Here is a 26801-nt window from a genome sequence, read left to right on the forward strand (position 1 = left end):
TCATGTTTGTCTGATCAGTTTATTTCCGGTTAGCTACTTTATCCCATTCCTTATCAAGCTGTTCTAGGTAAGCTTTAATGTCTTTCTTTTGCAAGAAGGATTGGTTGATGGTATCCACTTTCATCGCACTTGGGATGTAGTGGTCAGCAAAGTCAGCCAAGTTGCCAGCGGTAAACGCTTCTTTGAAGCCATCCATCGTTGGATCATCTTGTGTTACACCTTTTACAGCTGGGAATGCTTTTTGCTCATTGATGTATAGGCTAACATTCTCAGGTTGAAGCAGGAAGTCTACGAATTTCTTTGCTTCTTCTTTATGTTTAGTGTTCTTGGAAATCGTCAGCAACGTATCTACGCCAGAAATGACTTTGTTATCGGCAGCATCATTTGTTGCTGGGAATGGGAATACGCCAAGTTCAATGGATGGATTGGCTTTCACGATTTCTGGGATCGCCCATACGCCTTGCAGGTACATTGCGGATTCACCTTTAGCGAATGCTGTGTTTCCGTCATTGTAACCTTTACCAAAAATATCTTTTTGTCCGTATTCCGTCAGCTTAAGCAGCTTTTCAGCAACCTCGTTAAAGCTGTCTGCGAAGGTTACAGTGCCTGCCGCACGCTCCTTGAAGAAATCATTCCCTTTAATGATCGTGGAGAGGGAGTTGAACGGCGTAAGTGTTGTCCATGAATCCTTCAGTGTCAGGTAAAAAGCATTTTTACCGCTGTCTTTGAACTTTTGAGCGACAGCCATGAACTCATCCCAAGTAGTTGGAACAGTAACACCGGCTTCAGCGAACATCGCTTTATTGTAAATAACACCACTTGCGTTTGAAGAGAATGGGAGACCATTCAGTTCGTCCGAACCCGTCAGGTCTTTCAGCATTTGGAGATATGCTGGCTGGATATTCTCAGCGAGTGGATCACCTGTGAAATCTTCAAAAAGACCGCTGCCAGATAACGTCTTGTAGGTGTCAGTTGCTCCGATCCCTACCACGTCAGGAATATCTTTCTTCGCTGCACGAGTTTTCAATACGGTTTCAGCATCTGGCGGGTTAACCTGTGTGACAACAATATTTGGATTGGCTTCATTGAATTTCGCAACCAGCTTGTCGAAGGTGGCTTTGGCTTCGGTTTTATTTTGGAAAAACTCGACTTTTACCTTTTCACCGGAGGAGGCATTTCCACCACTATTTGCGCTGTTGTCAGCCGCATTGCTACCACAGGCACTAAGTACGGACATAGCCAGTACGCTAACCACTACGGGTTTGATTGTTTTTTTCATGATTAAATCCTCCTAATAATTTGTTGGTATTATGAACATGTAAGAGATTAAACATGTACGTAAATGAAAACTAATTGATATTCTGCTACTTATAGGCGGCAGATATGCATCACCAATAGAGAGAGTAAACGTTTACGTAAAAGGGGTAAAAAGACTCAGGTAAGTGATCTTACCGTTTGTCTTTCCACGATTAAGTGATCGACAATTTTGCTATCTACAGTCTCGCCTGTTTCAATCATCTGAATAAGCTTCTCCACGGCGATCTTACCAATATCGTACAGTGGTTGACGCACTGTAGTTAACGGAGGAATAATCATTTTCGCCATTCCAAGATCGTCATAACCCATAATGGATATATCGTCGGGAACACTTAAACCATATTTGATGACCGTGGAAAGAGCACCAATCGCCATTTCATCACTAGCGGCAAAGACGGCAGTGACATCAGGGGCTTGCTCCAAGAGAGCTTCCATTGCAATGCTCCCGCTTTCATACAGAAAGTCTCCAAAGGTGAGATAGCGGCTGTCGAAAGGAATCCCACTCGCTTCAAGCGCTTTACGATATCCCTCGGCTCTGGGTGCACCAGCGATAGCATCGCTTGGATTTCCGCTGATCATGGCTATTTTGCTATGACCTTTGGAAATTAAGTAGAGGGTAGCATCATAAGCAGCCTGGTAATCGTCTACTTTCACGTAAGGTACACTGGCAAATTCCGTTTGGGAAGAAACCAACACAACTGGGATCTTCATGGTTTCTAGCACATCGTAATACTCTTTCTTCAAGACCTCACTAGAGTAAATAATGCCATCGACCTGCTTCTCCCTTAAGAGCTGTAAGTACTTTAACGTTCGTTTACCATCCTGGTCGGTATTACAGACCATTACACTGTAATTGCGGTCATTGGCCAATTCCTCAATGCCTTTAAGCAGATCGGAGGAGAACGCTCCAGAAACACTTGGAAACATTACACCAATGGTCTGCGTACGCTTATTGATTAGACCACGAGCAATCGCGTTAGGTTGATAGCCGAGTTCTTTGATAGCTTCATTTACCTTTTGTTTCGTCTTGTCGGAGTACCCACTTAAATTGTTTAGCACGCGAGAGACTGTTGCAATGGAAACGTTCGCTTTTTGTGCAACATCTTTAATTGTTGGGTTCATTCATACGACTCCTTAGATTACGGTTAGCCTTAGATTAAACGTTTACGCTTCGAAAATCAAATTCATTAAAAAGTATTACGTAAACGCTTACCCTGAATATAAATCCTGACAGGTATGCTTGTCAACTCCACTTAAAAAATATGTGAATGATAAGAACCATGAAAGGTAATTATTTTTTAATAGAATGAAACCGATTAAATTACCAGAAAATCTCTGTTAAAGTGGTGTATAAGAGGAAGAAATGTAGTTGGAGCAGGATATTAAGAATACAGAGACCCAGAATTGACAAAAGAATATTAGAGGACTAACATTTAGACAGTAAACGCTTACGTGAAATCGGATTGACATGTTTATCGTTGGTTTAGTGTTTAACCGGATAAGGAGCTGCGCTTATGAATATTTATCTCGAAATTCCAGATGTGGATAAGCATTTTCCTTTTAGAAGTTTACTATGTGGAGGAGATACGCTGTGCTATCCGCATTGGCATAAAGAAATTGAAATTATATATGTAACTAAAGGAAGTCTAAATCTGGGAATAAATGATACCCCTATTCACATGGAGCAGGGTGAGGTTCAATTTATCAACGGTGGGGATGTTCATTATTTTCTCGCTTCACCTGAAAGCGAACGGGTAGTAATTCAATTCGATCTTAACCTGTTTCAGGAAGTCGCAGCTTTGAGCGGAAATGATTATTCGCTTCGTGAGGTTTTTACGCTTATGGAGCATTCTAGTTCAAAATGGCCCGAAGCAACCGCCGTGAAGATCAAAGGGCTGATTGAGAGTATTTATGAGGAAGACGTGCAGCGAAGAGATGGGTACGCTTACTTAATCAAAGCTAGATTGTTTGAACTATTGACCGTTATTTTACGGGAAGTGCCGAAGAGTGCACTCAATAAACAGCCTAAGTTCTCGGAAGATACGCTGAACCAGTCCAGAGAAACACTGGAAAGATTAGAGCGGATTTTTATCTATGTAGAGCAGCATTACCAGGAAGCCATTACGCTGAATGAGGTAGCTAGCTATATGGGCTTTAGTCCGTATTATTTTACCAAGCTATTCAAGAAGAATACTGGTATGACCTTTATAGCTTTCTTAAACGAATATCGGCTTAACAAAGCTAAATGGATCTTAATCAATGAAGATTTGCCGATGTCTGCGGTGGCGGAAGCCGCCGGGTTTGGCAGCGTGAAGACATTCCATCATTTTTTCAAAGATGCCACGGGGATATCCCCCCTAAAATACCATAAGACAATATTCGGGAATAATACAGCAAGAATGCAGGAAGAAAGACGCCCCCGGGCTTTGTATGATAGAGATATCAAAACAGGAACAAGTGGAGGTTAGAATAAAAATGACATTAACAGTAGGAATTATCGGCTGCGGAGGCATTGCAAACGGCAAACATATGCCAGCGCTATCAAAAGTGGAAGGTGCTCGAATGGTTGCTTTTTGCGATATCGTTCCAGAGCGTGCTGAGAAGGCAAAAGCGGAGTTTGGGGATGAGGGCTCCGTGGTTTACACAGATTATAAAGAGCTTCTTAAAGATGCAAGTATAGATGTAATTCATGTATGTACACCAAACATTTCCCATGCAGAGATTTCCATTGCGGCAATGGAGGCAGGCAAGCATGTAATGTGTGAAAAGCCGATGGCTAAGACCACAGCAGAAGCGCAAGCAATGATCGATGCTTCAAAACGAACTGGGAAGAAGCTGACCATCGGTTACCAAAACCGTTTCAGACCAGATTCAGCTTATCTGCATACGGTATGCGAGAATGATGGTCTTGGAGAGATTTATTATGCTAAAGCTAAGGCGATCCGACGTCGTGCCGTTCCAACGTGGGGCGTGTTTCTGGATGAGGAAGCGCAAGGCGGAGGTCCATTGATTGATATTGGTACTCATGCCCTCGATTTGACTCTATGGATGATGGATAACTACAAACCAAAATATGTTGTCGGTAACGCTTATCATAAGCTGTCCGGTCGTAAAAACGCTGCGAACGCTTGGGGCCCGTGGGATCCAGAAAAATTTACAGTTGAGGATTCCGCCATTGGGTTTATTACTATGGAGAATGGAGCTAGCATCGTTCTCGAAGCAAGCTGGGCGCTGAATACCCTTGATGTTGGTGAAGCTAAAACTGTGCTTTGCGGTACTGAAGGTGGAGCGGATATGGAAAACGGTCTGCGCATTAACGGAGAAGAATACGGCAAGACATTCGAGAAGCATATCAGCCTGGAAGCCGGTGGCGTTGACTTTTATGATGGCGCGGGAGATGATCCTGCATTGACCGAGGCTACTCAGTGGATCGAAAGCATCGTCAATGACACCGAGCCTGTAGTGAAGCCAGAGCAGGCGCTCGTTGTTACCCGCATCTTGGAGGCTATTTATAAATCCTCTGAAACTGGCATGCCTGTATTTTTTGAAAAGTAAGAAAGTATAAGTTCCACGTTATACTTAATCCTTACTTTTCTACGAGAAACGTTTGTCATCTTTTAAGGATGACAACGGCGTTTCTTCTTGAATAAACAGTCAAGTTTAACGACATAGATAACTATGAACTAGGAGTGTGTCCAAAGTGACCAGAGTAACGGTATGGAATGAATTCCGCCATGAACGGCAGGAAGAGAGAATTCTCAAGGTCTATCCGCAAGGGATTCACGGACAATTGGCAAGCTTCCTTCAGGAAGCTGGACTGGACGCTCAGACAGCTACGCTGGATGAACCGGAGCATGGACTGACACAAGAAGTGCTGGATAACACAGATGTACTGATTTGGTGGGGACATGTTGCCCATCAAGAAGTTAGTGATGAGATTGTAAATCGTGTTCACCAAAGAGTGCTTCAAGGCATGGGGCTAGTGGTGCTTCATTCGGGTCATATGTCCAAAATATTCATGAAGTTAATGGGCACCAGCTGTGATCTAAAGTGGCGTGAAGCAGGGGAGAAGGAGCGTCTTTGGGTCATGGACCCAAGTCACCCGATTGCTGAGGGCATTGGTGAATATATCGATTTGGAGCAAGAGGAAATGTACGGAGCACACTTTGATGTGCCAGCACCAGAGAGTCTAATTTTTGTCGGCTGGTTTGAAGGCGGCAATGTGTTCCCAAGCGGATCGACCTATCGTCGTGGGAACGGGAAGATCTTTTATTTCCAACCCGGTCATGAATCTTATCCAACCTATTACAACAAAGAAATCCAAAGAGTGATCATCAATGGCGTGAACTGGTGTGCACCAACGAAGCGTGATTATCCAGTTTACGGACATTCTGAAGCTTTGGAGCCAATCAAAGAAAAGGTGGTATTATAAATGAAATTAGGCGTATTTGATCCTGTATTTGGAAGTTTGACTCTCGATGAGATGCTTGATAAAATCGCTGCTGCTGGTTTGAATGCGGTAGAGATCGGTTCAGGAGGCAATCCCGGAAATGCCCACTGTCCAACAGATGAGCTGCTTGCCAGCGAATCAGCACGTAAGGAATATCTGGAGAAGTTCACGAAACGTGGCATTATGATCAGTGCATTCAGTTGCCATAATAACCCGATTTCGCCGGATAAAGAAGAAGCTCGTGAAGGCGACGAAATTCTGCGTAAGTCGATCAAGCTAGCTTCGCTAATGGGCGTTAAGGTAGTGAACACTTTCTCGGGAACCGCGGGAGACAGCGACGATGCAAAAGCACCGAACTGGCCAGTTACACCCTGGCCTACCGTGTACAGCGATATCAAAACCTGGCAGTGGGAGCATAAACTGATCCCTTACTGGAAGGAAATTGGTAAGTTGGCTGAGGAGCATGGCGTTAAGATCGGTATCGAGCTTCATGGCGGATTCCTCTGCCATACTCCTTACACGATTCTGAAGCTTAGAGAAGCAACCTGTGATGCGATCGGCGCGAATCTAGACCCGAGCCATCTGTGGTGGCAAGGCATCGATCCTGTAGGCGCGATCAAGATTCTTGGTAAAGCTGGTGCGATCCATCATTTCCATGCCAAGGACACGTACCTGGATCAGGACAATATTAATATGTATGGCCTGACGGATATGCAGCCTTACGGCGATGTACAGACCCGCGCATGGACCTTCCGCTCCGTTGGCTGTGGACACAGCATATCTGAATGGTCGGATATCATGAGTGCGCTGCGTACTTACGGTTATGATTATGTGGTCAGCATTGAGCATGAAGACCCTCTTATGACGGTAGACGAAGGCTTCCATCGTGCAGTAACCAATTTGCAATCCATTCTTATTCGCGATCAACCACAAGGTATGTGGTGGGCGTAAGGATAGTTTAAGAACGAAAGGTCTTGATTCTCTAGTGTTTGTAGAGGATCAAGATCTTTTTTTGCGTGTTTATATGGAGGTGGGTTAGGATAATGTGCGGATGAAGAAAATAGCAGAAAGCAAGGTTCTAAGATAAATGAAGGAGAGACAACAATGTTACTAGAAGTTATTGCTACAACATTAAGTGATGCAGTACTGGCCGAGCGTTATGGAGCTGATCGAATTGAATTGATCACTGGGATCAGTGAAGGGGGATTGACGCCCAGTCTGGGACTTATTGAAAAAGTGCGCAATGCTGTCTCTATCCCGGTCAGGGTAATGGTTAGACCCCATGCCAGATCCTTTTATTATGATAAGGATGATATAGAAACCATGGAGCAGGATATTCAGCATATCGTATCTATCGGCGGGGTATCTGTCGTAATGGGCATGTTACGCCCTGATGGAACAATTGACGAAGAGTCACTTCAAAGGTTACTTCGTACTGCAAAAGGTTTGGAGGTGACATTCCATCGTGCTTTTGATGAAGTGAGGGATCAATTTGAGGCGTTAGAAATATTGATGCGTTATCCTCAAATTACTGACATTCTAACATCAGGAGCCGAGAATACAGCCCCTAAAGGTGCGGAACGTCTTGCTGCGCTGGAGCAGCTTACCTCGAAGCAATCTATATCTATTCTTGCTGGCAGTGGGTTAACGGCAGATGGGTTAAGTGATTTTATAAAACAAACGGGTGTGCGCCGAGTGCATTTCGGTTCTGCCGTTAGAGAAGATGGAGATGCGCTAAAGCCGATAGATCCTCTTCGCTTGCAGGTTGTTCGAAACTTTTTGGATCAAAGAAAAGAGCAGTAACCTCACCGGTACTTATTGATTTCATTCTTCGATAGGCTTGTCCGTTGATTTCGATTTAATTTCCTTATATTGGATGATATTATAAAATCGGAATATTAAATTTACGAATGTTGATCAAGCCAAATATGACAATCGGAGGATGATCCACAGTGAGTAAGGTACAGTTTTCGGTTCAAGTAAGGCTGGTATCCAATCTGGAGCGGTCCAAGGAATTTTACGCTACAGTGTTAAGCTGTGAAGTGAATGATTGGTGGGCGGTACGCGATGAATTTGCACTGGGATTTAAGCTAATTCAAGCAGCTCGTACGGAAGATGTACAACCAAATATAGCCGGACAAGGTCAGATCACTCCGTGGGACACCTATGCTTATGTAGAGACTCATCCTGAGCTTGACGAGCTATATGAAGAGTTAAAGGGTAAAGGAGCAGAATTTGTTCAAGAGCCTGATCTTCAGGAAGCAGACTGGGGGAGCTGGAAGGATTTTGCGATTAAAGATCCGGATGGATACGTGATTGCATTTGGTTCAGGTAAGAAACATTAGTTGTCTAATCATGAAATACTGAGCATATAAAATATAGAGCTGATCTTTGGTTATCCAAAGGTCGGCTTTTTTAATGTGCGTTCACTTGGTTACAGTATTGCAATCTCTGCGTCAAATGTGGGGGACGAGTTGAAAAGAATAGGTACAGGTTGGTATGCAACAAAATTGAAATGATTTCGTCTTTATATATGGAGGTGGAGAAAATTGGGATTTTTCGTTTCGGGTGGCCGGTTTGAATCATTATTACAGCGGAACATGAAGCTGATGCTTGTATTTGGACTTCTGTTCGCTGCATGTTTTACAGGTGTGGGAAAGGCGGAAGCTGCTGCTGGATCAGATCTGATTATCGTGAACAAAAAGACAAACAAACTCGCGTATTTCAGTGATGGCAAGCTTGTGAAGACTTTTCCAGTCGCAACAGGAAAATCAAAGGAACTGACGCCTGAAGGCAGCTTCAAAATGGTAGTTAAAGTAAAGAACAGACCCTATTACAAAGAGAAAATACCCGGGGGTGATCCGGCCAATCCACTTGGCGACCGCTGGCTAGGGCTAGAAGTGAACGGAACTTATGGTACCACATATGCGATTCACGGCAATAATAATGAGTCCTCCATAGGAAAGTATGTCAGCGCCGGATGTATTCGAATGCATAATGATGACATCCACTGGCTGTACCCAAAAATAGCTAAAAATACAAGGGTCATTATTACAACAAGCACACTGGCTATGGAGAGTATTGCGACTAAAAATGGGTATTCCGTAGGAAGTAAGATGTTTGCTGGAGCTTTTGAGCTGGATGGAGTCACGACAAAGCTAAAAGATCCTTTTTTAATGGATAACTCCCGTGTATTTGTTCCGCTGAGAGAATCTGTAGCCTTGTTAGGTGGAACTTTACAGAGCAAAGCTGGAACAGGTGCACTGCTAATTACGATAGGAAATCGTACGGTGGCACATCAGCCTTTATCCGATCAGGCTGTTGTAAATGGAAAGACGCTTACGATACCAGCGTCCCGTAATGAAAATGGTCGATTGATGATTCCGCTGAGCATCTTGCCCGAATTATTTGGTATTCAGGTGCAATGGAGTTCACAGTCTCAGTCGGTAAAGATTATTTTATAACTATTCTTGAACTTTTAATTCTGGCTTAAATGGGTATATACTATATTCATTCAAACCAATTCGGACAATGACGGAGGACCACCGACTAATGAATAACTAACACGTTTCCTAGAAGAAGACCATAGAGCTTGTGAAGTGCATATGCACAAGTCACGGATCACCCGTTCAGGGTGATAACGGTCAGGGATACGTGTGTCGGTCGGGGGTCTTACGTTGCTTTTATATGAATAGATCTATCTATTGTTTGGTTTACTCTGCATACAGCAGGTGATCACGGCCGTAGTCTATTCATGTTATGGCATATTTCCCTCCCCATCATACGCTATTTGACCGCAGACCGCTGGCTGCGGTTTTTTATTTGCAATATAATCGGAGGAATGGAATATGACCCTAATAAAAACAAAAAATTTACGTAAAGAATGGAACGGGACCCTGTTATTCGAGAAGGTGTCCTTTGAGATATCAGAAGGAGAGCGTGTGCTCTTGTTCGGTCGTAATGGAGTCGGCAAAACCACATTACTTAAGGGGCTGATCGGTCGCCTCCTCTTTGAGGAGGGAAGTATCTATCATGGTTTGCCACGTGAGGAATGGGGTGTGCTGGATCAGCAGCTAGAAGTATCCGAAGAAGTGACCGCCTTGGATTACGTAATCGCCGGATCGCCAGAGCTCCCCCAATTGAAGCGCAGGCTTGAAATTCTCAGTCAGAGGTTGCAGGAGCAGAACGACGAGAGTGAAGCGGGACTTACTGAATACGCCGAAGTGTACGATCAATACTTGCAGCTTGGTGGTTATGACTGGGAGGCAAAAGCGGAAAAATGCTTGAAGCAGCTCAAACTTGAGCGTTCGGTTTGGAATGTGCCGTATCCATCGCTAAGCGGTGGGCAAAAGACACGCGTTCAATTGGCCGCATTGTTAGCTCAGCAGCCGAAGCTGTTGATTCTAGATGAGCCGACGAATCACTTAGATGGAGAAACGATGGAGTGGTTGGAACAATGGGTCCATACCTATCCCGGAACTGTGCTTTATGTTTCGCATGATCGTACGTTCATCGATCGAACGGCGACGGCGTTGCTGGAGCTTAGTCCAGAGGGGTGTCGCCGGTATTCGGGTGGATATACGCAGTATCGGGAGCAGAAGGAGGTAGAGGCGCGAACGCTAGAGGGACAATATAAGAAGCAGGAACAGGAAAAGGAGAAGCTGCTGGAGAGCATCAGAAGGTATTCCGAATGGTTCCAACAGGCACACCGTGCTGCCGGACAGCATGATTTCCTGCGTGCGAAATCAAAGAAGAACGTATCTCGTCTTCATGCGAAGGAAGCTGCACTCGAACGCTTAAATAAGAACCGTGTGGAATTACCACGCGAGACAAGTAAGCTGAAGATGAAGCTGGAAAGTGAAGCGTTTATGGCGGACACTTTGCTGTCACTCCGCGAGATTGATTTTGCATATAAGGGTAGTGCGCCTGTACTGAAAAATTTCAGTTTGACATTGAGTCGAGGAGATCGTCTCGCTATTCTGGGTCCTAATGGTGTCGGTAAGTCTTCTTTGCTGAAGCTGATTGCTGGTATTCATCAACCTAGCAAAGGTGAAGTGCGGCTGCATCCGCGTACGAAGGTTGGTTATTTTGCGCAAGAGCTCGATAATCTAGCGGTGTCGTCCACCATTCTGGATAGTTTGCTTGAACTGCCAGGTATGACCCAAACGGAGGCACGAACGATTCTGGGCTGCTTTTTATTTTCGCGGGATGATGTCTTTAAACGAATTGGTGATTTAAGTCTGGGGGAGAAATGTCGTGTAGCTTTCCTTAAACTGTACTTTGGAAAAGCTAACCTATTAGTACTGGATGAACCCACCAATTATCTGGACATTGACACTAGGGAACGAGTAGAAGAAGCGCTAAGGGTATATCCGGGAGGAATTGTGATGGTCTCACATGACCGGTACCTTCACACTAAAGTAGCTAATCGTTTGGTAATACTAGCACCGACTCAGGCACCGAAGTTTTTTCAAGGCTCCTACGAGGAATACATCTCGAAAGACAGGAGTCGAGTGCTTACCCGTAAAGAACAGGCCCTTGAGGACGACTTCGTTCTTCTGCAGCTGCGTCTGAATCAACTGATCCAGAGCGGAACTAGGGATACAGAGGAGGAGAATGAAGCGTTAATGGCGGAAATCGTTAATCTGAGGGCGCAGATTCAGGAAATAGAGGGTAAGGAAAAAACTATACACTCATAGGGAAGAACCGACACAACCTAGCTCAGGATAGAAGGTATCTTGGGCTGGGTTGTTTTTCGAATATTCCGATAGGAGTCATCATGGTCAAAGTGTATAATTGGATGAATATGGATGTTTTGCGAATAGAAAATCTTGAAGGGAAGGCTGTAGAAATGACAAAATTCGGCTCTTTTATATTGGAATTACTTCGAATGTGTGTATTGCTTGTGTTGACCTTGTTTATTTTAGGCGGGGTAGAGAGATTTATATATCAATCTATATTTGGTCAGCCTGTGTATAACTGGAGTATGGCGCTCGGGAATTTATTGATATTTTTTATGCTGTATCGGAATCATTTTCAGTTTAAAGGTTGGTACAAATCGCAGAAAAATCAAAAGCTAACGATCCTCACTACGAGAATCACAACTGTTATATCGCTTGGACTTATCATCCTGCCGATCGTGCGGCTAAGCCTATGAGGATTAGAATCATCGGGGCCTGTGGAAGTGGCAAATCTTATATCGCTAGAGAGCTGTCCAAAAAGTATGGTGTGAATTATTACGAAACAGATAATTTGGTATGGGATAGAAATGGCGAAAACCTCCGTTATTCTGTTGAAGAAAGGGATGCGCAATTGAAGGAGATCCTCGATAAACCGTCATGGATCCTGGAAGGCGTACATTATAAGTGGGGGCAAGAGAGCTTTGGAAAAGCAGATTTAATCGTTATTCTGAGACCTAATCGAGTATTCAGGGATTTGAGGGTCATTACTAGGTTTATAAAGACAAGACTTGGATTTGAGCAAGCGAATTATAAGCAATCGTTTAAGAATCTGTATGTGATGATTTTTGAATGGAATCGGGGATATGATCAGGAAGCGATACATAGAATAATTGAATTAACGAATAATTTTTCTGATAGACGGGTGATTTTAAAGAATAATAAGGAACTGGAAACTACTATTGAAGAGCGGATAATCAGGATGTATGAATAAAGTAAGCATAGAGAGTGAGGCCCTAAAATGGATAATTATAAAGTTGAACGTTTGGAACAGGAGGATTTCATAGGCTTTTGGAAAAGAGTTCTCGCTACTATTCTTGATCTCCTTATCATTCTGATACCTGCGGTTATTGTATACTGGATATTCAATTCATTAGCTATATCCTTGCATTCGGAGATTCCCATCATCCTTGAGTATATTTTCTTCGTCGTGTTTGATGTTTTTATGATCGTTAGATTTGGCGGAACGCCTGGGAAGCTGGTTTTAAAGATGAAAATTGTCAATCAGCAAGGGAATATCCCAACGTTGAAGGAAGCACTAATTCGAAATATTTTCCGAATCATGAGTACGATTTTTTCAATGATTGTTGGCGTGAGCCTCTACGATCTCACTGTGATTTCCACCACTCTTAATTTATGGGCACCTTTAGCTACTGACCTCAGTAAAATACTTGGCCTCATCATGCTTGTGGATTATCTATTTGTCGCATTTACTCCCCGTAAACGGGCGCTTCACGATATGATGGCTGGTACTTATGTTGTTGATAAATCCGCAATCTAAAGGATGCTTTTATAAGCATTCTTTTTTTTAATATTAAGTATTTTACCATTAAACAATTTACTATTAAATATTTTAGTGTTAAAATATATGTCGAAGCAGCCAATAATTATGAAATATCTAAGGAGGATGTCTTGGAAAACCCAGATATTTTTAGACTCATACATGCAGTTGAATTATTCACGAATGAAATTATTGTTCGATGGATGAATGCTTTTGACCACAATATTGGGATATCTCCTGTTCTCGTCTTGGGAGAATTGAATAAAAAGGGTCCCCAGAAGCAAACTACTTTGGCTAAGAAGCTAGGTTATACGCCGGGGGCGATGACGAATATTGCCAATCGCTTAATTAAGCAGGAAATGGCCGAGCGCAAATATAACGAGGATGATCGCCGAAATGTACTGCTGTCTATCACGGACAAAGGCAGAGATGTACTGAAGGAAGCACAGCTAAAAGGGCAGGAGCTCCGAGCTGAAATGTTTCAGAAGCTCGATGAAGAAGAACTGCAGCAATTCTTGAAAATCTATGAAAAGTTGTTAACGAGCTTTGATAGCTCTGAAACATAAATGAAGTCATCTAAGAATCTTAATCACATTATAAAGGGGTATGAATATGGGAAGAGTTCAAGGTAAGGTTGCATTAGTAACTGGAGGCGCTTCAGGTATTGGCTTATCAGCCGCTACTTTAATGGCTAGAGAAGGAGCCAAAGTTGTCATCGCCGATTTTAATGTAGAGGCTGCCAAAGAAGCAGCGGCTAAGATTAAAAGTGAAGGTGGAGAGGCGGAAGGTCTTTTCCTGGATGCATCCCAAGCGGATTCGATCAAGGAAGCTGTTGATTTCACAGTCGCTCAGTATGGCACGATTACAGTCTTATTTAACAATGTAGGTCTAACTAATCTGCAAAAAGACCTAGATGTCGTCAACATAGATTTGGAAGAATGGGATCGCTTGATGAATGTGAACACCAAAAGTGTTCTGTTAGGCAGCCGGTTTGCCATTCCACATATGATTAAAGCGGGCGGGGGCTCGATCATTAACACAGCTTCCATGTCAGCATTTGCTGGAGATTCATTGCGCACGGCTTATGGCTCCTCTAAGGCAGCTGTTGTGAACCTAACTCGTTACATCGCCACACAATATGGTAAAGATAAGATTCGTTGCAATGGAGTGGCTCCGGGCCTGATCTTAACACCTGCGGCTGCAAGAAATATGCCGCCAGCTGTGCTGGATATTTTCCAGAAGTTCAACGCTCTGCCTTACCATGGAGAAGCGGATGATATCGGAAACACAGTGTTGTTCCTGGCATCGGATGAATCTAAATTCATTACTGGTCAAACGATTGAAGTAGAGGGTGGTCACTATATGTCCAACCCGAGCATTACGGACTTCCAGAATTACATGATGGAAGCTAAAGGTAAATAGAATCATGCGTAATTAAAAAATCCGGTCCATGCTCGTGTTAAACGAGAGGGACCGGATTTTTGTTTGTATAAGTGAGTTAGGCTAAGTTAGCTTACCGCTAAAACAGCCTGTATAAAGGTTTTCAGTGCTGAGGATTTTGTGCTATCAATCCATTGCTTCAGCACATCCGTCTGACCATTTACATACCATCCGAGTTTTTCCTTCAGCTCTTGGTCAAAGTTGTTAGGCTGTTTCGTTCGTTCAGCTATGAGCTGTTTAAGCATTTGCGGCCAACGATACCCATTATGACCGAAGCTGTGTTCGGGGTAATGTTCAGCTAGTGTCATTACAGAAGAGAGCGACTCACCAACGTATAATTCTGCCGCCAAATAGCTGCCAATAAAACGATGGCTGCCATCATGCTCTAGAGCCATAGCGAATTGTTCGCGTGCTTCTTCTAGCTTGCCTTGATGCATGAGAGCTGTAGCATTTATCGAGCGGTCATAGTCATCCCCCTTAGTTTGACTCAGCTCAATGTAGCGGGAATAATACTCGTTATATGATTTCCAGTCCGCATGGTCAAAATAGTACTGTGACAACGTGAAGGCATAATTAGAATAAGGATGCAACTGTATGAGCTTTTGGAGTAGCGGAATTGCCTGATCTTCTAATGAGTCATCCTTCGTCAGGGAGGATTTAGCGAGCATCAGCTTCACAAGCATGTGCAGGGCATGAGCATCCTCTGGATCATCTGCAACATTCTTTTGGTAAATTTCTATGGCTTGATCAGGTTTCTTATTTAGCAATAGTCTATCGGCTGTGGTTAATTCTCGTTCCTTGAGATAGAAGAAGGGCAGATTACCAACGGTGTCTTCGTTCAATCTGTAGCCATTACTGCGGGTAAGCAGATGTCCATCCGCATCAAATGCTTCGATATTCCAAGAAAAGCGTGCTTCAGGATTCATGAACACGAGAAAAGATAGAGGATCAATCGATTCAAAGCCCTCTCCGCCACTGCCGTAGGAGAAACCACTATTGTAATAGAGTTCATCTACTGGAATAGAGACTTGATTGTCCGTGATATGGTCCCGAATCTGCGAACTGAAGGAGCTCCCCACCATTGAGACCCCACCGCTTAAACGATAGTAAGCCGCACCTTCAACAGCCTTCCAGTGGAAATCTACAGACTGACCCGTTATCGTCTCCTGATTAATAGGAGACTGAAGCTCAAGCAGAGGTTGTAGAACAATGCTCTCATTCAACCTATCATCTCGTTTAACTTCAATCCAATCGTCATACTGTACAGGCCAAGTCCATCCGTCGATCTGATCATAGCTAAGTCCAAGCTGCAATTGATAGAAGCCCGGAATCACACCGTGGAATTCGAAACGCCCTTCATCGTCGGTAACGATTCGGTACGGTTCAGCAGCTGTGATGCTGTGATTAACCTCGCTTTCAGCACGGAGAAAAATACCTGCGCGCGAGATTGGTGTCCCATCGCTTCGGGTTAGGGTTCCAGATACGACAGCTGTTGAGGTACTTCCCATATCTACAGCTGACTGAATGGCAGATATTAGCGCTTCAAGCTGCATTTCGGCTTCTGAAGTGCCAATCGTTGGTGCTGAACTTGATGATGAGCCCGCTGCTTCGCTGTCTTTATCAGAGTTACTAATGACAAGACTCATTTGTTTATGAATATCCTGCCAGTATTTTTTGTAGCTCACCAAGCCATTGGTTACTACGGCAAGGGCTTCCTGCGCTTTGCCTTTCGTGAAGAGCAGGCGCCCGGTAAGCCATGCTTTTTGCGCTTCTAAATCTTTCTGATTCTCGTATGGAAATGTGGTTTGTTCAAGAATAGATTCAGCGGCTGTTGTATCCCCACGATTCAGGGCACGTTCTGCTTGAAGCAGCGCCAGTTCTTTTGCCACGCTAGAATTACTGTCTAACTGTTTCGCGGCGGTGTTTAGCGCTTGATCTCCGTCGTCCCTACGACCAAGAGCATCATATTCGTAGGCAAGCAGCTTAACCGCAAATATACGTGTATTATTCGCTGGCCCATCAAGGATGTATTCCTCTAGCAACGCGATTTTATCCTCTGACTGCAAGTCGGAAATACTCGGTTCATCATGATTCCACTGACTCATAGAGGGGCCAATATTTACGTCGTATCTATAGGGATCGTAGCCATGCTCCTTATCGATGATATTTGTTTGAATAAGCTCCATACGTTTACTGCCAGTTGTAGACTCTAGCTTTTTCAGAAGTTCTGTACGGGCCAGGTTAGATTGAATAGCTGGGCTTTCCTCCATTTGTGCCTTTGAGGAGGGCAGAAAGTTAAATAGAAGAATGAGCAGGGAGGCCGGGAGTAGCACGAATGACACTAGATGTTTGATTTTGATCTTAATTCGCATGTCTCTTCACCGCCTGATCATAGATATCCTTCCAGTACGTATTACCTCCAGCCTCAATAAGTTCACGGTTCGGATGCTGCTGGACGTTTTGTTGTGGTTGATGTTTAACCTCTGGTTGATGCAGAGTCAATGATACGACTAGAATAATGGCACCAATGGCGCCTATAGGTTTCAAAGGGATCTCGATTTCTTTATTCCAGAAAGCCAAGAGACGAGCTCCAAAGGTTGGAGGGTGGGTCATCTTGAGGACGCGTTCATGTCCTTCGAAGTGTATGGGTTGTAGTTCTTCATCTAGCTGTTGCTTGATAGCTCCGCGTTTCGTATTCTCCGTGTTCCCCGTATTCATAAGAAATGTCCCTCCTTCTCCAACATCTTTTTTAAGAGTGTCCGTCCTCTAACTAACCGGGATTTAATCGTATTCTCCGGTGTATTCAATTGCTCGGAAATTTCACGGATGCTCATCTCATGAAAGTAATATAACGTCAGACATTCGCGGTATACATAATCGAGATTCCTGATGAACTCGGCGAGTCTAACATTATGCCATTCCACCATAAAAAGCTCTTCTGCCCCGGCAGTGAAGCCCGCATCATCGCTGGCTTGTAGCTCTGACCCACCCGAGGGGAAAATATTACGCCAGCTCCAAGTCCGTTGCTTCATGCGGCAGCGGTTGACTACGATGCGAATGAGCCAAGCCCTTAACCGTTCCGGATCCTGCAACTGATTCATTTTGGCATAGGCTTGAATAAAAGTATCTTGTACCGCCTCTTCGGCACTCTGTCGATCTTTGAGCAGTAAGCAGGCAGTTCGGAGCAGCATATCCCCGTAATCGTCCATCAATAGGCGGAGAGCTGACTCATCCTTTGCTTTTATTCTCTCTATAATATTCAGATGAAGCTCCCCTCCCTTTACTAATAAGATGCGGCTTGGAGGATTAAGGTTGCGTTTGTGTGGAATATTTTTACTAAGGGGGAGTATCTCCCGAGATGATGTCCCGTAATTTATTGATGTTCAGCTGATTTGGGTAAATGATATTTAGACCAAGCCAAGCCCTCCTTGGCTGATGAAACTTTTTCATTTCAGTATCGTCTATATTTTCAGTTTCATTTTTTTGCAAGCTGGTTTTGAGCTAACCTACTAAGGAGATGACATCATGTCAGTACAGATTAAATTTTTAGCAGCTTCTATTTTGCTCACAGGAATGATTGGATTAGCTGGATGCAGCTCGAACAATGAGCAAGCTAATTCTGCTTCTGCTTCCCCAACTACGGCGCCAACTGAAACGGTAACAGCAACCGCAGAACCAGAAGTTAGCCCATCAGCCACTCCTTCGGAAACCGCACCAGCAGTGACCGCTTCCCCTATGGAGACTAATAAAGATACAGCCAATGCGAATCCGCAGAATAGCGACAAACAACTTCAAGAATTACTTGAGCTTGCTAAAAAGGGGAAGGTGCCCGGTGTTGAATATGCTGCTCATACCGGACTAATTGATGAGGTAGAAGCCGATTGGGGTAAACCTGATCAACAAGAGCCAGCGGGAAAAGGTATTTATGCTACCTACACTGATGAACATGTCGTATTCGGATTCAATAAAGGGAGCCTAATCTTCGATGTTCGTTCCAGTGATGCTGCGCTGCAAGAGCTAACACTGAAACAGATCGAGTCCACACTGGGCAAGCCGGATGATACCAAAGTAAATGGTGAGGATAAGATCTACACTTATCAAGCCAATGATCAATTCCAGTTGAAATTCATTATTCCAAACTCGACGGGTAAGGTAGGTCACATCTCTGTTTTTAGTGAACAGGATTCTACTAATAATATGGCTGGATAAGACCAGCAGTGGGTGCAAGGAGCAATCATGCAGAGAAATCTGCGGATTGCTCTTTTTGTATGTTTATTTTTAATCTGGAGTACGCCTTGGATGGGCTGATATAATGTAACCAATGAGCGGATTCGGGGGAAAGAGAGGTTCTATCATGCAGCTGGAATTAATCGAAAGTGAATATAAAGTGACCGGAGATGGGATAACGATCGAATTATTCCCTAAAGAATTTACGCTTTTTCAGTTCTTGTACAAAAATAGAGGGCGTACGTTCAGTCGAGAACAACTGCTGGATAAGGTATGGCCCCTAGAATACCCAGTAGAGCGAACGGTAGATGATCATATTTATCGCCTTCGTAAAAAGCTTAGCAAGCTACAAGGCTTGGATATTAAGACTGTTCGTGGATTTGGCTATAGTCTAACGATGCGGGAACCCTCAGTAACTATGACCAATCCGACTACATATGACGCAAAGATGCAAGAGACGATGCGGGAGGTATTCGTAAAATATCATCAATACGGCCAAGGACGATCCATGTTAACCTTAGCGCGACAACAGGATGTTTTGGGTTATGAAATGGATCCGTTCTATTCGATCTATATTCATTTTGTGCAGGGAGATTTGGAATGGCTTCTGAACACAGAGGAAGTTGAGATTGAAGAGCGTTTCTATTCTTTGATGATCTGTTATATATTTTTGGGTGATCCGAAGAAGAAATTAGAGTTCTGTGAGCTAGTCCTTGAGAAAAAGATTCTTTTGCCGCCCCAGCATCGTGAAATGGAGATCCTTAATATTCTGGATTTGTACACATTGGCCGGGCAACCGGAAAAAGCAATAGAACGATTAAAGCTAACGCATGAAGTGATTAAAGAGCCTGGGTATGAGAACTTCATTCCTGTAACGGCCATTTCCGAAATGCTCGTACACTTGTGGATGGGGACAAAAGATCAGGAATTGGAGCGGATGGCGAAAGACATTGAAGTGCTTTTGCAGGAGAAACCTTTTTTGCGTGAGATCGGCAGTTATAAAGTTGCAAGAGGCTTGTGGTGTCTACGGCGCAAGTCTTGGCGTGAAGCAGAGCAGTTATTGGATGAGGCGCTTCAGGTGCTAGAGATGTCAGGATTCGTGCCGATGCGGATATATGCGTTATACCGAATTGTTCACTATTGTAACGAGTTTTCTCCCCAGTCAGCTTTGCATCAGAAATATGCAGATTTATTTGAACGTGAGAAGGAAGAGCGGGGATTCCATCGTTTGGAGCAATCCTTGGAAAACGTGCTTATGAATATCGTGACAGCTCTCTGATAATTCTCTGACAATTCTCCGTTACATTAAGATCATGATTCATATGTTCTTGTTCTTAATCGTAACTTGGAGGAATGTCCGATGAATGCTTCATCACAAGCAGGAACGAGTCTGCTAAAAAACAAAGTGTATATGCGTGTGTACAGCGCATATGCGACAGCCACTTTTGGGGATTGGTTCGATGCACTGGCGATTCAAGTACTCGTAGGGTACCGCTGGCAGGCTAGTCCGTTAATGCTGGCTTTGATTCCAGTCTCCATAGCTTTACCTGGGATTCTGCTCGGCTCAGTGGCGGGGGTAGCCGCTGACCGACTAAATAAGCTAAAGCTAATGCGGATGTGTGACCTACTAACGGCATTGTTAACAGTACTAGTTCTTTTCGCTCCCAGTATGGTGTGGCTACTCCCTTTACTGATGTTGCGTGCTGCTATCTCGACGTTAAATGTGCCTGCCCAGCAGTCGATGACCCGCAGTATGGTTAGAGAGGATCAGCTGCTTCAAGCCACTTCACTTAATGGAATCGTAAATCAGGGTTCCAAAATCGCTGGGCCATTGCTGGGTGGTTTTGCATTGTCTGTGTTGACGCCACAGTGGTGTATTTTGATCAATGCTTGTCTTAGAGGATGCTCTTACTTGCTCCTACTTACTGTTAAAAATAGTGAAGCAGGACAAGTCAGCTCAGAGAGCAAGGGGGATCCAGAGGAGCATGTTTCTCTCCGCACGATGTGGAAGGAAGGCTGGAGCTTTATGCTGCGCAGCAGACTGCTGCTAAACAGCATGCTCTTTGGTTTAGTTGGTGCGTTAGCTATTCAGATGATCGATTTTCAGTTTACAAGTCTATTCAGAATTATCGCACCTGCTGAGGAATCTATGCTGGGCTGGCTTGTCGCGGCAACTGGCGTGGGTGCAATATTGATGATCATGGTCATGAGCAAAATGAACCGGGGAACAGGCTACGGTTGGAAGCTAGGTACGGGTTATGCACTTATTGGTGTATCGGTCGGAGGGCTTGGCCTGCTTCAGCCAGGCGTTACTAGCCTTCCTGTACTGCTGCTAGGATTCGTACTGGGTCTCGGAAACGGAATGTTTATGATTACCTTCAATTATTGTTTACAAAAAGAAACTCCCCCGCACATGACAGGGCGTGTGTTCGGTATTCAGAGTACCATTCTTAGCGGAGTTATGATTGGCGCTCCACTCCTCGGTGGAATGCTGGTTCAGGCTGCTGGGCCTAGTCGAATCTTTTTAAACTTTGGTATCGTAATCGCTTTGATAGGTGTGCTGGGGATAGTATTTGGCCGCGTGCTGTGGCCTGTGCAGAAAGAGAAAAGTGATAGCTCAACGGAGCAACCGGGGAAGGTTAAAGTGGTGGATACTTGAGGCTACAGATAGTGAAGGTCAGGCAAACTAGCCAGACTAGAAAGCTTGAGTAGCACAGACTACCTAGCGGGCTTACCTAGCATTTAGTTGCAGAATCTGCAATTAAATGCTGTTCCATCGTTCAAAGCGAACTTTAGTTGTATTATGTGCAGCTATAATTTGATTTTTTCTCTTTTGGGGTAGAAATGATGGTTTTTAGTTGCAGAAACTACACTTATTTGCTTAGCAGATCTCTTTTTACGCTTAATAGTTGTATAGAGTGCAATTAAGAGATTTCCTAGCTCGCTAGGATCGATTCTTGCCCGTAAGGGCTTTTTTTATGAAGGAGTTCGGATAGAACACGAGAAATGTAAAAGTAGAGGAGGGGAAAGAATGACAACTTTTATTTTTATGGTAAGGCATGGAGAGTCACCCAAGCTGCCCGGAGGAACTGAGAGAACACGTGGATTAACAGCGAAGGGGGAGGCGGATGCCCGTAAGATAACGGAGAAATTACGTCTCGAAGGAATTGAAGTCTTTTATTCAAGTCCATATCTTCGGGCTATACATACGGTTTCTGGCTTGGCGCAGGAGTTAGGGGCAGAGATTCAAAGTGTTGAAGATCTTCGGGAAATCCATTTTTCGGATGGAAATATGATCATGCCTGACCAGGAGCTATTTCCATTACTGGAAACAATGTTTGCTGATCCAAATTTTGTTCCGGTTGGTGGAGAGTCCATTTATGCGTGTCAGAAGCGATCAGTTAGCGTGCTGCAAGATATACTGAAACAACACAGTGGGCAAAAGGTTGCGATTGGCACTCACGGTGCAGTCATGACGCTTATGATGAATTATTTTGACGCTAAATATAATCTGGATTTTCTACTACAAACTACAAAGCCGGATATTTATAGAATGGAATTCACAGGCGGAACGTTAATGGGTGTGGAGAGGTTGTGAACTCCCAAATTGGGATAAAGCTGTGATTATTCAAAAGGATGGCCTGGCATTTGAACTGCACCCCGTCAAGTAGACAGTACAAAAAATAAAAGTAGTTTAAGCGGCCTTAGTCCTAAATTCAATGGGACTGAGGCCGTTTAATTTTGCCTGTAACCGTTCGTTATTGTAAAAGTGAATGTAGGTATCAATATCTGTTTGGAGTTCTTCAAAGGTCTGGTAGGTATGTAAGTAGTACTTCTCACATTTCAATGTTCCCCAGAAGGATTCCATCGGCCCATTGTCAATGCAGCAGCCTACTCGGGACATGCTTTGCTTCAGTTCTGCATCGTCCAGCATCTTCTTAAAATGCAGAGAGGTATACTGGAAACCGCGGTCGCTATGGAGTAAGGTTCGGCTCTCCGACGCTGCCTGCAATGCTAATTCCAGCGTGTTAAAAACTAGCGAATTATTATTGGAATGGCCCAGAACGTAAGCAACAATGGAATTGTCATACAGATCTTTTATTGCACTTAAATACGCCTTCTTACCCTTGCCGTATTTGAATTCTGTTACATCCGTTACCCATTTTTGGTTTGGAGCTTCCGCCTCAAAATTACGGTTCAGCACATTCTCCGCGACCTGCTGAGGCGTGGAGCCTACATACTTCTTTCTTTTTCTGCGGATGACAGACTGGATACCTTGGCGTCTCATGAGCCGGTATACTCGTTTTGCGTTAATAGATTTGTTCATTTGTCTGCGCAAATGCAGGGTCAATTGACGATACCCAAAGGTTCGTTCCACCTTCTCATACAAGAGAAGCATAGCCTCTGTCAGTTTCTCGTTTTCGGTCTCTCGGGAACTGGGTTTGCGATTCAACCATTTATAGTAACTTGACCGTGAAATCCCTACGATTTCACACATAAGTCGAATGGAGCAAGACTGTTCCTGCTGAACGGCTTGAATGGCCAGATAGATGATCTCCTGGCGAATGGTTCTTAACGTCTCCTCCTTTCGAGTTCCTCTAACTTTTTTAGAAAAGCATTCTCCGCACGCAGGCGTGCATTCTCGTACTCCAGCTTTTGCATCGCGAGTTTGTGGCGATCTGCTTCCGTAAGTTCTTCGGGCGCTTTAGTACGTCCTCTGCCGTCTCGTAACGCCTCTTCACCGCCTGCTTCGTACTTCTTTACCCAGCTATATACTTGTTGGTAAGACACGTGAAAATGGCTTGCCGCCTTCGTGTAGTCTTCTCCGTTCGAAAGGCAGTACAGCACGATATCTATCCGTTCCTGCCAAGTGGTTACGCGTCCTTTGGTCATAGCTTTAGATCCTCCTGAATGAGCTGTTAAGCTGTTGCTATGACCATTATACTTCCTAATCCAGTTGGCAAGTTGGGTTGAACTTGCAATCTTATACTTGCAGATGATTTGGTTTTGTGACAATCCTCCCTCGAGATAATCCTTAACGGCATGGAGTTTAAGTTCTGCGGAATACGTACGGTTGTGGATTCGAACTTCCAGCCCTTCGTACCCATACAATTGATAACGTTGCCGCCACTTCACTACAGAGGTTTTGGATAATCCATATTTTCGGGCCGCAGCTTTCAAACCAATGTCGCCCCGTTCAATTTCTTGGAGAATCGTTAATTTTTCGAGTGCCGTATACTTCTTTTGTTCCATAAAAATACTCCCCATACAGCAGCAGGTTTTTATTATTTCGCCTGTCTACTATATGGGGAGCATATCACATTCGCTAGGAACCATCCTTTTGTTTATTTACAAGCTATAAAATCGCTTAGTATTCGCAGTCAGTATCTCTTCTGCTTGGCTGGAAGTGTAGCCATGCAGTACTCCCCAAGCAGCGGCGACATCAGAAATCATAGATGGATGCGTGACTCTACCCGCAAAAGGTCCTTCAAATGGCCAAGGACCATCGGTCTCCGCCATGACAAGCTCTGGGGGATAGCGGCGGGCAAGCTCTTGGATCTCCGTCTCATAAAGGATGTCAGGGGTGAAAGAGATGTAGTAGCCATTCTTAATCATACGGGCAATGGCTTCTTCGGGTCCCTTGAACCAGTGGAAGTGGGCACGCTTTATACCATGTTTCTCTAATAGATCACAGGCAATCAGCGCATCCTCATAGACAGCGTGCAGGACCACTGGTTTATCTATACGGACGGCAAGCTCAAGCAACTGATCAAGAAGCTGAATGTAAGGCTCCATATCAAAAGCTTCGCCGCGCTCCAGCGCTTCAGCACGCGAATAATAAGGCAGTCCAATTTCACCTACAGCGATGAAATCCTCCCGGGCTTGACGCTCAATCCATTCCAGCAAAGAGGATAACTCAGCTTTCTGCGGTATGGGTTGCTCTGGATGAAAACCATAAGCTGGACGTACCACTCCGGGATAGGTAGCGGCAAGCTTTTGAGTGCGAACGCAAGAGTCTAAATTCATGGAGACAGCAATCAGGGCTTCGATCCCCAAGTTAGGAAACTCACTCAACATTTGTTCCGAAATCTCAGGCTCATATTGCTCTAAATGTACATGGGCATCAATCATAGCTGCTTACCCACCACATAAGAGGCATACTCCTCATGAGGCTCAAAACGAATGGATTCAGGTTCCATTCCATCATTCCCTGATCTGTAGGAAAAGGTTAATGTGCCAATACTCTCTAAAAATCCAATATAAACATTGGTTTCAGCTTTCAGCTTGCCTTCTTCTACCATGTAGTAAGTCACAGCACCAATCCCGGCTTTTTCGCCAAGATTGCCATCCTCGCCACGATCCGGATATCGCATAGTAACCATAGATGGAGTTGAACTTTTTACCTGAATTTGAATTAAGGCATCGCCTTTTTCATTGGAGATTTTTGAGGTAACAAATGCTGAGACAGCTTTATCTGCGGAAGGTACATTCATTTCTTTCCACTGGTCAGGCTTAATGACGTGAAGCTCCTGCATAGACATGCCCGTACCTGTTCCTAGCCACAGTATGACAACAACTTCTTCCTGCCCATCCTGATCTATATCGGCATAATGAATCTCAGGAGTGTAACCTAACAATCTTGGTGCTTCCCAATTAAACGTATGCTTGTTACCGTTCACCTCTACAACAAATCCTTCGTAGGTACCGCCATTTTTGAGGGCAGTATACAGCTTAACTTGGTCATTTTCTGTAGCAATCGCGAGAGGTTCGCTGGGTGTTCTTACGGTAGTACTAACATCCCCTGATGTAATGGAAACTTCATTTTGCGAGGCATTCAGCTGCGCAGTGGCACCAGAGAGAGAGTTTAGAGAGTCTGCCGGAATATATATAATACCATTTCGTAGAATTGCAGGTCCCCCCAGCTCATTTTGATAACCGTCACCTTGCATATACTCATTACCTGGCTTCAAAACATATTTACTGCTTCCATCAGAGATGGTTAAGGTTTTCGTAGCATTATCCCATTGTTGTTCAGATGAGTAGTACTCCATGAGTACTTTTGCAGGTACATAGACCTTATCACCTGAGAAAAAAGGTGGGAGAGAAGGAAGAACGGTTTCTCCATCAACGATTAGCTTCAGTGGTGCTTCAGTAGTTTGTGTTTGGTTAATTGCCATTGTTGTATCCATATCTATAGATGCCGATGCTCCGCATCCGGCTAAAAAGAGCGTGATAGCTCCGATTACGATGATTTTATTCATAATTACCTCCGAGGATTAAGTCCAATCCTCTTAAGTATAGATTAAATCAGCGCGTAGTAGGTCACTTTCTGTAAACAAAGCAGAGACAAGGTTGTTACGTTTGCTATTTATTTAAAAATACGGTCCGAGTAACTTGTGATTTAGGGTCTACCGTTAGACTTTTGCTATAGCGGATCTCCCCAATAGAACAACCCGGTCCGATGACAATATCTTCACCGCAGACGAGATCTGCTGTCGTTCGATATAACATGATGCTAGTCCCTTCAATCGTTTTGCAGGTGAGCTTCCGGAAGTAGGGGATTAGCGCATTCATTAGCTTCAAAGATGGCTTAACAGTAATGGTACCGCTAGATTTTATGACATCGATTGTGCTTCTGTTTCCTAAACGTAGCTCAATGGATGATTCAGCAGTTAACCTATGGATCTTCACAGCACCTTCGGCATAGAAGGTTTCGAGTGCAGCATCTTGTGCTGCAGAAAAGTATCCAGACGATTGCAGTCTGTCTGCCTGGATGTGTTGAACACGGAGACCTCCCAGATTGATAACCTGCTCGGCTCTACAATGACCTCCAATCGAACAATCACCAGATACTTTTAACTTAGCGGTAGTGACATTCTTCTGTGCACTTAAATGGCCGACAACATCGATGGTATCCGCACGAACATCTTCTTTGAGGGTCAGTGAACCTCTTACTTTCAGAGGTGGACCGATCATTTCCTGGCGTTCAAAAAGATCATTAGCATTGGACATTTACAGGGGCCGCCTTTCGAAATATATTTTAATGATTAAAATATATAATTATTATAATATATAGTCAATATAGTATTTTGGACATAAAAAAACTGCCGTCAGTTTCCTGACAGGC

General features: G+C 44.1%; 26 protein-coding genes. 17 read left to right on the forward strand and 9 right to left on the reverse strand.

Translation table 11 applies throughout. The annotated features are described in order from the left end of the window. Positions 1-19: 19 nt before the first annotated feature. Positions 20-1279 carry an ABC transporter substrate-binding protein gene (locus MKX35_RS27230; RefSeq protein WP_076284000.1) on the reverse strand — a complete coding sequence of 420 codons (1260 nt, stop codon included), beginning with the start codon at positions 1277-1279 and terminating at the stop codon, positions 20-22. 155 nt (positions 1280-1434) lie between these two features. After that, positions 1435-2439 (reverse strand): LacI family DNA-binding transcriptional regulator, encoded by a 1005-nt coding sequence (locus MKX35_RS27235; protein WP_076284001.1) that lies wholly within the window; start codon positions 2437-2439, stop codon positions 1435-1437. Between the two features lie 392 nt (positions 2440-2831). Between MKX35_RS27235 and MKX35_RS27240 the strand changes: the two genes are divergently transcribed. The 13 genes from MKX35_RS27240 (at position 2832) to MKX35_RS27300 (ending at position 14428) form a co-directional block, all read left to right on the forward strand. Beyond that, positions 2832-3785: an AraC family transcriptional regulator gene (locus tag MKX35_RS27240; RefSeq protein ID WP_076284002.1), complete on the forward strand. Its 954-nt coding sequence runs from the start codon at positions 2832-2834 to the stop codon at positions 3783-3785. Between the two features lie 7 nt (positions 3786-3792). Beyond that, positions 3793-4872 (forward strand): Gfo/Idh/MocA family protein, encoded by a 1080-nt coding sequence (locus tag MKX35_RS27245; RefSeq protein WP_042185435.1) that lies wholly within the window; start codon positions 3793-3795, stop codon positions 4870-4872. Positions 4873-5017: 145 nt separating this feature from the next. Continuing rightward, positions 5018-5749 (forward strand): ThuA domain-containing protein, encoded by a 732-nt coding sequence (locus tag MKX35_RS27250; RefSeq protein WP_042124690.1) that lies wholly within the window; start codon positions 5018-5020, stop codon positions 5747-5749. Beyond that, complete coding sequence (locus MKX35_RS27255; protein WP_076301067.1) at positions 5750-6718, forward strand: sugar phosphate isomerase/epimerase family protein; 969 nt, start codon at positions 5750-5752, stop codon at positions 6716-6718. Between the two features lie 153 nt (positions 6719-6871). Next, on the forward strand, positions 6872-7570 hold the full coding sequence (locus MKX35_RS27260) for a copper homeostasis protein CutC (protein WP_076301068.1): 699 nt from the start codon (positions 6872-6874) through the stop codon (positions 7568-7570). A gap of 149 nt (positions 7571-7719) precedes the next feature. Next, entirely contained in the window at positions 7720-8112 is a 393-nt protein-coding gene (locus tag MKX35_RS27265; protein WP_076301069.1) for a VOC family protein, read from the forward strand. Positions 8113-8316: 204 nt separating this feature from the next. Next, positions 8317-9231: a L,D-transpeptidase family protein gene (locus MKX35_RS27270; RefSeq protein ID WP_256716435.1), complete on the forward strand. Its 915-nt coding sequence runs from the start codon at positions 8317-8319 to the stop codon at positions 9229-9231. Between the two features lie 384 nt (positions 9232-9615). Next, positions 9616-11466 carry a ribosomal protection-like ABC-F family protein gene (abc-f, locus tag MKX35_RS27275; protein WP_076301070.1) on the forward strand — a complete coding sequence of 617 codons (1851 nt, stop codon included), beginning with the start codon at positions 9616-9618 and terminating at the stop codon, positions 11464-11466. Between the two features lie 80 nt (positions 11467-11546). Continuing rightward, entirely contained in the window at positions 11547-11924 is a 378-nt protein-coding gene (locus MKX35_RS27280) for a hypothetical protein (RefSeq protein WP_081383091.1), read from the forward strand. Beyond that, the gene (locus MKX35_RS27285; protein ID WP_076301071.1) at positions 11921-12439 is read left to right on the forward strand and encodes a hypothetical protein; all 519 of its coding nucleotides are present in this window, start codon (positions 11921-11923) and stop codon (positions 12437-12439) included. Before MKX35_RS27280 ends, MKX35_RS27285 begins: the two co-directional genes overlap by 4 nt. A gap of 27 nt (positions 12440-12466) precedes the next feature. Further along, positions 12467-13006, forward strand: a complete 540-nt coding sequence (locus tag MKX35_RS27290) for an RDD family protein (RefSeq protein ID WP_076301072.1) — start codon at positions 12467-12469, stop codon at positions 13004-13006. 131 nt (positions 13007-13137) lie between these two features. Then, complete coding sequence (locus MKX35_RS27295) at positions 13138-13572, forward strand: MarR family winged helix-turn-helix transcriptional regulator (protein ID WP_042185446.1); 435 nt, start codon at positions 13138-13140, stop codon at positions 13570-13572. Positions 13573-13618: 46 nt separating this feature from the next. Then, a complete protein-coding gene (locus MKX35_RS27300; protein WP_042185448.1) occupies positions 13619-14428 on the forward strand; it encodes an SDR family NAD(P)-dependent oxidoreductase in 810 nt (269 codons plus the stop codon). Positions 14429-14514: 86 nt separating this feature from the next. Here MKX35_RS27300 and MKX35_RS27305 read toward each other — a convergent pair whose 3' ends face one another. From MKX35_RS27305 to MKX35_RS27315, 3 genes are read right to left on the reverse strand one after another with little or no spacing between them, the layout of a single operon-like run. After that, positions 14515-16818, reverse strand: coding sequence for a hypothetical protein (locus tag MKX35_RS27305; RefSeq protein ID WP_076301073.1), 2304 nt, complete (start codon positions 16816-16818; stop codon positions 14515-14517). Next, positions 16808-17164 (reverse strand): hypothetical protein, encoded by a 357-nt coding sequence (locus tag MKX35_RS27310; RefSeq protein WP_076301074.1) that lies wholly within the window; start codon positions 17162-17164, stop codon positions 16808-16810. Before MKX35_RS27310 ends, MKX35_RS27305 begins: the two co-directional genes overlap by 11 nt. Beyond that, positions 17161-17658, reverse strand: coding sequence for a sigma-70 family RNA polymerase sigma factor (locus MKX35_RS27315; protein ID WP_256716436.1), 498 nt, complete (start codon positions 17656-17658; stop codon positions 17161-17163). Before MKX35_RS27315 ends, MKX35_RS27310 begins: the two co-directional genes overlap by 4 nt. 313 nt (positions 17659-17971) lie before the next feature. Between MKX35_RS27315 and MKX35_RS27320 the strand changes: the two genes are divergently transcribed. From MKX35_RS27320 to MKX35_RS27335, 4 genes are all read left to right on the forward strand, one after another. Further along, entirely contained in the window at positions 17972-18655 is a 684-nt protein-coding gene (locus MKX35_RS27320) for a YjgB family protein (RefSeq protein WP_076301076.1), read from the forward strand. Between the two features lie 145 nt (positions 18656-18800). Then, positions 18801-19952 (forward strand): winged helix-turn-helix domain-containing protein, encoded by a 1152-nt coding sequence (locus MKX35_RS27325; protein WP_076301077.1) that lies wholly within the window; start codon positions 18801-18803, stop codon positions 19950-19952. An 81-nt stretch (positions 19953-20033) separates the two neighbouring features. Next, positions 20034-21332: an MFS transporter gene (locus tag MKX35_RS27330; RefSeq protein ID WP_076301078.1), complete on the forward strand. Its 1299-nt coding sequence runs from the start codon at positions 20034-20036 to the stop codon at positions 21330-21332. Between the two features lie 372 nt (positions 21333-21704). Then, on the forward strand, positions 21705-22271 hold the full coding sequence (locus tag MKX35_RS27335; RefSeq protein ID WP_076301079.1) for a histidine phosphatase family protein: 567 nt from the start codon (positions 21705-21707) through the stop codon (positions 22269-22271). 96 nt (positions 22272-22367) lie between these two features. On the opposite strand, the gene MKX35_RS27340 is transcribed toward MKX35_RS27335, so the two are convergent. The 4 genes from MKX35_RS27340 to MKX35_RS27355 all read right to left on the reverse strand — a co-directional run bounded on the left by MKX35_RS27340 (position 22368) and on the right by MKX35_RS27355 (position 26686). Continuing rightward, positions 22368-23926, reverse strand: a protein-coding gene (locus tag MKX35_RS27340) for an IS3 family transposase (protein ID WP_143759361.1) whose coding sequence is annotated in 2 segments (ribosomal slippage) — positions 22368-23293 and positions 23293-23926 — 1560 coding nt in all. Because the reading frame shifts where the segments join, the coding sequence is not laid out codon by codon here. 96 nt (positions 23927-24022) lie between these two features. Then, positions 24023-24805: a TatD family hydrolase gene (locus tag MKX35_RS27345; protein ID WP_076298392.1), complete on the reverse strand. Its 783-nt coding sequence runs from the start codon at positions 24803-24805 to the stop codon at positions 24023-24025. Then, on the reverse strand, positions 24802-25935 hold the full coding sequence (locus MKX35_RS27350; protein WP_076298391.1) for a copper amine oxidase N-terminal domain-containing protein: 1134 nt from the start codon (positions 25933-25935) through the stop codon (positions 24802-24804). The genes MKX35_RS27345 and MKX35_RS27350 overlap by 4 nt, the downstream gene beginning before the upstream one ends. 103 nt (positions 25936-26038) lie before the next feature. Next, complete coding sequence (locus tag MKX35_RS27355; protein ID WP_076284019.1) at positions 26039-26686, reverse strand: hypothetical protein; 648 nt, start codon at positions 26684-26686, stop codon at positions 26039-26041. Positions 26687-26801 lie beyond the last annotated feature (115 nt).

Origin of the sequence: Paenibacillus sp. FSL R5-0923 (assembly GCF_038009145.1) — a bacterium.
In the GTDB taxonomy this organism is placed as follows: Bacteria; Bacillota; Bacilli; order Paenibacillales; family Paenibacillaceae; genus Paenibacillus_AQ.

What these genes read in the sequence shown, in the direction of transcription:
- MKX35_RS27285 (WP_076301071.1), top strand. Translation starts at nt 11,921, where the DNA reads ATGAGGATTAGAATCATCGGGGCCTGTGGAAGTGGCAAATCTTATATC.
- MKX35_RS27235 (WP_076284001.1), bottom strand. Translation starts at nt 2,439, where the DNA reads ATGAACCCAACAATTAAAGATGTTGCACAAAAAGCGAACGTTTCCATT.
- MKX35_RS27255 (WP_076301067.1), top strand. Translation starts at nt 5,750, where the DNA reads ATGAAATTAGGCGTATTTGATCCTGTATTTGGAAGTTTGACTCTCGAT.
- MKX35_RS27345 (WP_076298392.1), bottom strand. Translation starts at nt 24,805, where the DNA reads ATGATTGATGCCCATGTACATTTAGAGCAATATGAGCCTGAGATTTCG.
- MKX35_RS27230 (WP_076284000.1), bottom strand. Translation starts at nt 1,279, where the DNA reads ATGAAAAAAACAATCAAACCCGTAGTGGTTAGCGTACTGGCTATGTCC.
- MKX35_RS27320 (WP_076301076.1), top strand. Translation starts at nt 17,972, where the DNA reads ATGTCAGTACAGATTAAATTTTTAGCAGCTTCTATTTTGCTCACAGGA.
- MKX35_RS27325 (WP_076301077.1), top strand. Translation starts at nt 18,801, where the DNA reads ATGCAGCTGGAATTAATCGAAAGTGAATATAAAGTGACCGGAGATGGG.
- MKX35_RS27355 (WP_076284019.1), bottom strand. Translation starts at nt 26,686, where the DNA reads ATGTCCAATGCTAATGATCTTTTTGAACGCCAGGAAATGATCGGTCCA.
- MKX35_RS27290 (WP_076301072.1), top strand. Translation starts at nt 12,467, where the DNA reads ATGGATAATTATAAAGTTGAACGTTTGGAACAGGAGGATTTCATAGGC.
- MKX35_RS27335 (WP_076301079.1), top strand. Translation starts at nt 21,705, where the DNA reads ATGACAACTTTTATTTTTATGGTAAGGCATGGAGAGTCACCCAAGCTG.
- abc-f (WP_076301070.1), top strand. Translation starts at nt 9,616, where the DNA reads ATGACCCTAATAAAAACAAAAAATTTACGTAAAGAATGGAACGGGACC.
- MKX35_RS27310 (WP_076301074.1), bottom strand. Translation starts at nt 17,164, where the DNA reads ATGAATACGGGGAACACGGAGAATACGAAACGCGGAGCTATCAAGCAA.
- MKX35_RS27300 (WP_042185448.1), top strand. Translation starts at nt 13,619, where the DNA reads ATGGGAAGAGTTCAAGGTAAGGTTGCATTAGTAACTGGAGGCGCTTCA.
- MKX35_RS27245 (WP_042185435.1), top strand. Translation starts at nt 3,793, where the DNA reads ATGACATTAACAGTAGGAATTATCGGCTGCGGAGGCATTGCAAACGGC.
- MKX35_RS27350 (WP_076298391.1), bottom strand. Translation starts at nt 25,935, where the DNA reads ATGAATAAAATCATCGTAATCGGAGCTATCACGCTCTTTTTAGCCGGA.
- MKX35_RS27330 (WP_076301078.1), top strand. Translation starts at nt 20,034, where the DNA reads ATGAATGCTTCATCACAAGCAGGAACGAGTCTGCTAAAAAACAAAGTG.
- MKX35_RS27280 (WP_081383091.1), top strand. Translation starts at nt 11,547, where the DNA reads ATGGTCAAAGTGTATAATTGGATGAATATGGATGTTTTGCGAATAGAA.
- MKX35_RS27240 (WP_076284002.1), top strand. Translation starts at nt 2,832, where the DNA reads ATGAATATTTATCTCGAAATTCCAGATGTGGATAAGCATTTTCCTTTT.
- MKX35_RS27260 (WP_076301068.1), top strand. Translation starts at nt 6,872, where the DNA reads ATGTTACTAGAAGTTATTGCTACAACATTAAGTGATGCAGTACTGGCC.
- MKX35_RS27305 (WP_076301073.1), bottom strand. Translation starts at nt 16,818, where the DNA reads ATGCGAATTAAGATCAAAATCAAACATCTAGTGTCATTCGTGCTACTC.